This is a genomic window from Streptomyces milbemycinicus, from assembly GCF_002154605.1.
GTDB classification, from domain to species: domain Bacteria; phylum Actinomycetota; class Actinomycetes; order Streptomycetales; family Streptomycetaceae; genus Streptomyces; species Streptomyces milbemycinicus.
In genome coordinates this window covers 1-6,620 of sequence record NZ_MUNE01000724.1, presented here as the reverse complement: position 1 = coordinate 6,620, position 6,620 = coordinate 1, and the positions used below count along the sequence as shown (strand labels likewise).

Genomic DNA, 6,620 nt, shown 5'->3' with positions numbered 1-6,620 from the left:
GCCGAGGCCGGGGGCGGCCTCAAGCCGCTCCTTGACCCCGGGGTTCACGATCGCGCCGAGCAGGGCGCTCGCCCGCGCGTCGTCGCCCAGCAGCCGCTCGACGGCCGCCGCCAGATCGGCGACCACCTCGTCGTACGACTTGGGGCCGGCGTCGGTGGCGATGCCGTCCCGGGGGATGAGCAGGTTCTGCGGGGTGGTGCACATCTGGCCGCAGTACAGGGACAGGGAGAAGGCCAGATTGTCCAGCATGCCCTGGTAGTCATCGGTGGAGTCGATCACGACCGTGTTGACCCCGGCCTTCTCGGTGAAGACCTGGGCCTGGCGGGCATGGGTCTCCAGCCAGTCACCGAAGGCGGTGGAGCCCGTGTAGTCGATGACGCGGATCTCGGGGCGGACGGCGAGGACCTTGGCCAGGCCCTCGTCCTGCTGCTCCGCGGCGAGGGCCACCAGGTTGGGGTCGAAGCCGGCCTCCCGCAGCACCTCGCGCGCCACCCGGACGGTCAGGGCCAGCGGCAGCACGGCCCGGGGGTGCGGCTTGACCAATACCGCGTTTCCCGTGGCCAGGGAGGCGAACAGGCCGGGGTAGCCATTCCACGTCGGGAACGTGTTGCACCCGATGACCAGGGCGATGCCGCGGGGGACGGCCGTGAAGGTCTTGCGCAGCCGCAGCGGGTCGCGCTTGCCCTGCGGCTTGGTCCACTCGGCCGCGGCGGGGGTGCGCGTCTGCTCGGCGAAGGCATAGGCCACCGCCTCCAGGCCGCGGTCCTGGGCGTGCGGCCCGCCGGCCTGGAACGCCATCATGTATGCCTGACCGCTGGTGTGCATGACGGTATGGGCGAACTCATGCGAGCGGGCGCTGATCCGGGCCAGGATCTCCAGGCAGACCATGGCGCGCGCCTCGGGACCCGCGTCCCGCCAGGCCGGCATCCCGGCCCGCATCGCCGGGAGCAGCACCTCGATGTCCGGGTGCGGATACTCCACCCCCAGCTCGATGCCGTACGGCGAGGTCTCGGTGGCGGTCCAGCCGTCCGCACCGGGCTGGTCCAGCTCGAAGCGCCGGCCGCGGAGCTCGTCGAAGGCCGCCTGGCCCTCGGCGGGGCTCAGGCTCTCCCGCCCGCTCGCGTCGGCCCCTCCGTAAGCCTTTGGGTGCTCGGGGTGCGGCGACCAGTACGCACGGGTACGGATGGCCTCCAGAGCCTGGTCGAGGGTGGGGCGGTGCTGCTCGGTCAACTGCGCTGTGGTGAGTCCGGCGGTCACGACTGACCAACTCCTCGTCGAGCTGGGATTGAGCTGAGCGGGGAACGACGACAGAGTTAGAGTAACCGAACGATCGGTCGGGACAAGAGGGCCTGGCGCACCTGTGGATAACTTCGTCCGAGAGGATCAGCGGCATGACTGCGATCGACCGGAGGATCGACCCCGCCGGCACCGTCGCCGTGGTCGGCACCGGCACCATGGGCCAGGGAATCGCGCAGGTCGCGCTGGTCGCCGGGCACCCCGTACGGCTCTATGACGCAGCTCCCGGCCGCGCCGCGCAGGCCGCCGACGCCATCGCCGCCCGCCTGGAGCGGCTGGTCGACAAGGGACGGCTCGCACCCGCCGCCCGGGACGCCGCCCTGGGCCGGCTCACCCCGGTCGCCGGGCTCGCCGGGCTCGCGGACGCGGAGCTTGCGATCGAGGCGATCCTGGAGGACCTCGGCGCCAAGCAGCAGCTGTTCACCGCCCTCGAATCGGTCGTCTCCGACGGCTGTCTGCTCGCCACCAACACCTCCTCCCTGTCCGTCACCGCCGTCGCGGGCGCCCTGCGATGCCCCGGCCGCCTCCTGGGCCTGCACTTCTTCAACCCCGCACCGCTGCTGCCGCTGGTCGAGGTGGTCCGCGGCTTCGCCACGGACCAGGCCGCCGCCGACCGGGCGTACGAAACCGTCGCGGCCTGGGGCAAGACCCCGGTGCGCTGCGCCGACACCCCCGGCTTCATCGTCAATCGGATCGCCCGCCCCTTTTACGCCGAGGCCCTTCGCGTCCACGAGGAGGGCGCCGCCGACCCGGCCACCGTCGATGCCGTGCTGCGCGAGTGCGGCGGGTTCGCGATGGGCCCGTTCGAGCTGACCGACCTGATCGGACAGGACGTGAACGAGGCCGTCACCCGGTCGGTGTGGGGCGCGATGTTCCACGACCCGAAGTTCACCCCGTCCCTCGCCCAGCGGTGGCTCGTCGACGCGGGCCTGTACGGGCGCAAAGCGGGCCGGGGCTGGTACGACTACGCCGAGGGCGCGCCGTCCCCGAAGCCGCACACCGCCGAGCCGTGCCGGGCCCCTTCGATGGTCGCGGTCCACATGGGACGGCCGGGGTCGGGATCGGGGCCGGCGGGCGAGCTGCCGCGGCTGATCGAGGAGGCGGGCATCACGGTCACCCGGGAGGACCCGGGCGCCGGCGCCCCGCCCGGAGGCTTCATCGCCCTGCCCGACGGCACCCGACTGGCTCTCACCGACGGCTCGTCGGCCACCGTCGGTTCCCCCGTCCCGTGCATCTGGTTCGACCTGGCGCTGGACTACCGCACCGCCACCCGGATGGCCCTCGCCCCCGGCGAAACCGTCTCTCCCGAGGCCGTGCGGGCCGCGACCGGGCTCTTCCAGGCGCTCGGGAAGAAGGTCAGCGTCATCCAGGATGTCCCCGGCATGATCGTGGCCCGTACGGTCGCGATGCTCGCCGACTTCGCCATGGACGCCGCCGCGCGCCAGGTGGCGAGCCCGGAGGACATCGACACCGCGATGCGGCTGGGCGTGAACTACCCTCTTGGGCCGCTGCGTTGGGGGAGCGAGCTCGGTGCGCGCTGGGTGCGCGACATCCTGTTGAATCTTCACCAGGCCTATCCCACCGGCCGCTATGCCCCGTCCCAATCGCTGATGCGGCGCGCGGCCGCCAAAGAAGAACAGTTCTCATCATGACCATGCCGAAGCGCGACACATACACCCCCGAATCGCTGCTCGCGGTCGCCGTGGAGGTGTTCAACGAGCGTGGCTACGACGGCACCTCCATGGAGCACCTTTCGCGCGCCGCCGGGATCTCCAAGTCGTCGATCTACCACCACGTCAAAGGCAAGGAAGAGCTGCTGCGGCTGGCCATAAGCCGCGCCCTCGACGGGCTGTTCGGCATCCTCCAGGAGCCGGAGGCGCGCGACGGGCGGGCGGTCGAACGGCTGGAGCATGTGACCCGGCGCACCACCGAGGTGCTGATGACGGAGCTGCCGTACGTCACCCTGCTGCTGCGCGTGCGCGGGAACACGGACACCGAGCGGTGGGCCATGGCCCGGCGGCGGGATTTCGATCACGAGGTCGCCGAACTGGTCAAACAGGCCGTGGCGGATGGCGACCTGCGGCCGGATGTGGACGCCCGGCTGGCGACCCGGCTGCTCTTCGGCATGATCAATTCGATTGTGGAGTGGTACCGGCCGAGCCGGGGCGGCGCCGCGACCGCGGACGAGGTGGCCGACGCGGTGGTCCGCACGGCCTTCGCGGGCCTGCGCATCTGACTGGCCCCCTTTTTTAGGCTCGGTTCGCCTCGGTGGGGCACATCAGAGCTCGGAGTCGAGGTCGGTCTCCTCGAAGACCAGCAGCGTCCGCGTGCTCAGCACCTCAGGTATGGCCTGGATGCGGGTGAGGACCAGCTCGCGCAGTGAGCGGTTGTCCTCGGTGTGGACCAGCAGCAGCACATCGAAGTCCCCGCTGACCAGGGCGATATGAGCGGCGCCCGGAAGCCGCCTGAGCTGTTCACGGACCGTGCGCCACGAGTTCTGCACGATCTTCAACGTGATGTACGCCGACGCGCCCTGCCCGGCCCGCTCCTGGTCCACCCGGGCGCTGAAGCCGCGGATCACCCCGTCGTCGATGAGGCGGTTGATGCGGGCGTACGCATTGGCGCGTGAGACGTGTACCCGTTCGGCCACGGAGCGTATCGAGGCGCGGCCGTCCGCCCGGAGCATGCGCAGGATGTCGCGGTCGATCGGGTCCAGGGGACGGGCGGGAGGCTTGTCGTCCGGATTGGCCATCTGTTCGCCCGGCATACCGCCCCGCCTCCCCTTCATGGACGTCCTGGCCACATCTCATGTCCTGCTGAACCGTTTGTCCACAGGCTGAGGCCGCCTGTAGCCAAAATGCGTCATCGACCGAACAATCGGTAGGGAGGGGCCTGCCCGCCCCATCAGCTCTCTGCCCGCAGGAGGTCGTGCCATGACGGTCCTTGAGCAGCCCGGTGCCTATCGGCCCACTCCCCCGCCCGCATGGCAGCCGCGGGTCGACGCCGCGCCGCTGCTGCCCGACGCCGAGCCGTACCGCCTGCTGGGCACCGATGCCGCGGCCGATATCGACCCCGCCCTGCTGACCCGGCTCTACGGAGAGCTGGTGCGCGGCCGCCGGTACAACACGCAGGCCACCGCCCTGACGCGGCAGGGCCGGCTCGCCGTCTATCCCTCCTCCACCGGGCAGGAGGCCTGCCAGGTCGCCGCCGGTCTTGTGCTGCGCGAGCAGGACTGGCTCTTCCCCAGCTACCGCGACACCCTGGCCGCCGTCGTCCGCGGGCTCGACCCGGTGCACGCCCTCACCCTGCTGCGCGGCGACTGGCACTCCGGCTACGACCCGCGCGACCACCGGGTGGCCCCGCTGTGCACCCCGCTGGCCACCCAGCTGCCGCACGCGGTCGGCCTGGCGCACGCCGCCCGCCTCAAGGGCGACGACGTGGTGGCGCTTGCCCTGGTCGGCGACGGCGGCACCAGCGAGGGCGACTTTCATGAGGCGCTGAACTTCGCGGCGGTGTGGCGGGCCCCTGTCGTCTTCCTCATCCAGAACAACGGCTTCGCGATCTCCGTCCCGCTCGCCAAGCAGACCGCCGCCCCCTCCCTCGCCCATAAGGCCGTCGGATACGGCATGCCCGGCCGACTGGTCGACGGAAACGACGCGGTGGCCGTGCACCAGGTCCTGGGCGAGGCCGTCCGCCGGGCACGCGCGGGCGGCGGCCCCACGCTGGTGGAAGCCGTCACCTACCGCCTCGAGGCCCACACCAACGCCGACGACGCCACCCGCTACCGCTCCGACGCCGAGGTGGAGGCCTGGCGCGCCCACGACCCCATCACCCTGCTGGAGGAAGCGATGCGCGACCGCGGCCTGCTCGACGACCAGGCCGTACAGTCCGCGCGCGACGCCGCCGAGCGGATGGCCGCCGATCTGCGGACGCGGATGCACCAGGACCCGGCCCTGGACCCGATGGACCTCTTCGAGGACGTCTACGCCGAGAAGACCGGCCAGCTGCGCGAGCAGGCGGACGCACTGCGCGCGGAGCTCGCCGCGGAGGAGGGCGAGCGATGACGACGACCGCGGTCAAGCCCGCCACCATGGCCCAGGCCCTGGGCCGCGCACTGCGCGACGCGATGGCCGCCGACCCGGCCGTGCACGTCCTCGGCGAGGACGTCGGCACGCTGGGCGGCGTCTTCCGGATCACCGACGGGCTCGCCAAGGAGTTCGGCGACGACCGCTGTACGGACACCCCGCTCGCGGAGGCAGGCATCCTCGGCACCGCCGTCGGCATGGCCATGTACGGGCTGCGGCCCGTCGTCGAGATGCAGTTCGACGCCTTCGCGTACCCGTCCTTCGAGCAGCTTGTCAGCCATGTCTCCCGGATGCGCAACCGCACCCGCGGCGCTCTGCCGATGCCCATCACCGTGCGGGTGCCCTACGGCGGCGGCATCGGGGGCGTGGAGCACCACAGCGACTCCTCCGAGGCTTACTACATGGCCACGCCCGGCCTCCATGTGGTCGCCCCGGCCACCGTCGCCGACGCATACGGGCTGCTGCGCGCCGCCATCGCCTCCGACGACCCGGTCGTCTTCCTCGAACCCAAACGGCTCTACTGGTCCAAGGCCGAGTGGTCCCCCGACCACCCCGAAGAGGTCGCCCCCATCGGCCGCGCCGTGGTGCGGCGCCCGGCCACCGGCGGGCGGACCGCCACCCTCATCTCGTACGGGCCCTCGGTGCCCGTCTGTCTGGAGGCCGCCGAAGCGGCCTCGGCCGAGGGCTGGGACCTGGAGGTCGTCGATCTGCGGTCGCTGGTGCCCTTCGACGACGAGACGGTATGCGCCTCCGTCCGCCGGACCGGACGGGCCGTCGTCGTCCACGAGTCCACGGGCTTCGGCGGCCCCGGCGGGGAGATCGCCGCCCGGATCACCGAGCGCTGCTTCCACCACCTGGAGGCGCCGGTGCTGCGCGTCGCCGGATTCGACATCCCCTACCCGCCGCCGATGCTGGAGCGGCACCATCTGCCCGGCGTGGACCGGGTGCTCGACGCGGTGGCCCGGCTGCAGTGGGAGTCGGAGTGGACCGAGGGGAGGGCGGTGTGATGGCGGAGGTGCGCGAGTTCACCCTGCCCGATCTGGGCGAAGGGCTCACCGGGGCGGAGATCGTGCGCTGGCTGGTGGAGGTCGGCGAGGTCGTCGCGGTCGACCAGCCGGTCGTGGAGGTCGAGACCGCCAAGGCGCTGGTGGATGTGCCCTGCCCGTACGGCGGGGTGGTGACCGCCCGCTTCGGCGAGGAGGGCACCGAACTGCCGGTCGGCGCGCCGCTGCTGACGGT

The 6,620-nt window shown here is 71.9% G+C and carries 7 protein-coding genes; 5 read left to right on the top strand and 2 right to left on the bottom strand.

Features of this window, described 5'->3' with window-relative positions; translation table 11 throughout:
• Positions 1-1,257: phenylacetic acid degradation protein PaaN (gene paaN, locus CCN51_RS44130; protein WP_086860856.1), on the bottom strand; the 1,257-nt coding region annotated here is incomplete at its 3' end.
• 134 nt (positions 1,258-1,391) lie between these two features.
• Here paaN and CCN51_RS44125 point away from each other — a divergent pair.
• On the top strand, positions 1,392-2,948 hold the full coding sequence (locus CCN51_RS44125) for a 3-hydroxyacyl-CoA dehydrogenase (protein ID WP_014178011.1): 1,557 nt from the start codon (positions 1,392-1,394) through the stop codon (positions 2,946-2,948).
• Positions 2,945-3,532: a TetR/AcrR family transcriptional regulator gene (locus CCN51_RS44120; protein WP_014178012.1), complete on the top strand. Its 588-nt coding sequence runs from the start codon at positions 2,945-2,947 to the stop codon at positions 3,530-3,532. Before CCN51_RS44125 ends, CCN51_RS44120 begins: the two co-directional genes overlap by 4 nt.
• 42 nt (positions 3,533-3,574) lie before the next feature.
• Here the strand turns inward: CCN51_RS44120 and CCN51_RS44115 are convergent, their stop codons facing one another.
• Positions 3,575-4,063: an Lrp/AsnC family transcriptional regulator gene (locus tag CCN51_RS44115; protein WP_014178013.1), complete on the bottom strand. Its 489-nt coding sequence runs from the start codon at positions 4,061-4,063 to the stop codon at positions 3,575-3,577.
• 166 nt (positions 4,064-4,229) lie between these two features.
• On the opposite strand from CCN51_RS44115, the gene pdhA reads away from it, so the two are divergent.
• The 3 genes from pdhA to CCN51_RS44100 form a co-directional block, all read left to right on the top strand.
• Positions 4,230-5,360 (top strand): pyruvate dehydrogenase (acetyl-transferring) E1 component subunit alpha, encoded by a 1,131-nt coding sequence (pdhA, locus tag CCN51_RS44110; protein ID WP_014178014.1) that lies wholly within the window; start codon positions 4,230-4,232, stop codon positions 5,358-5,360.
• Positions 5,357-6,388: an alpha-ketoacid dehydrogenase subunit beta gene (locus tag CCN51_RS44105; RefSeq protein WP_014178015.1), complete on the top strand. Its 1,032-nt coding sequence runs from the start codon at positions 5,357-5,359 to the stop codon at positions 6,386-6,388. The genes pdhA and CCN51_RS44105 overlap by 4 nt, the downstream gene beginning before the upstream one ends.
• Positions 6,388-6,620, top strand: a 233-nt coding sequence (locus CCN51_RS44100; protein ID WP_342749420.1) for a biotin/lipoyl-containing protein, incomplete at its 3' end; no start/stop codon positions are given. The genes CCN51_RS44105 and CCN51_RS44100, both read left to right, overlap by 1 nt.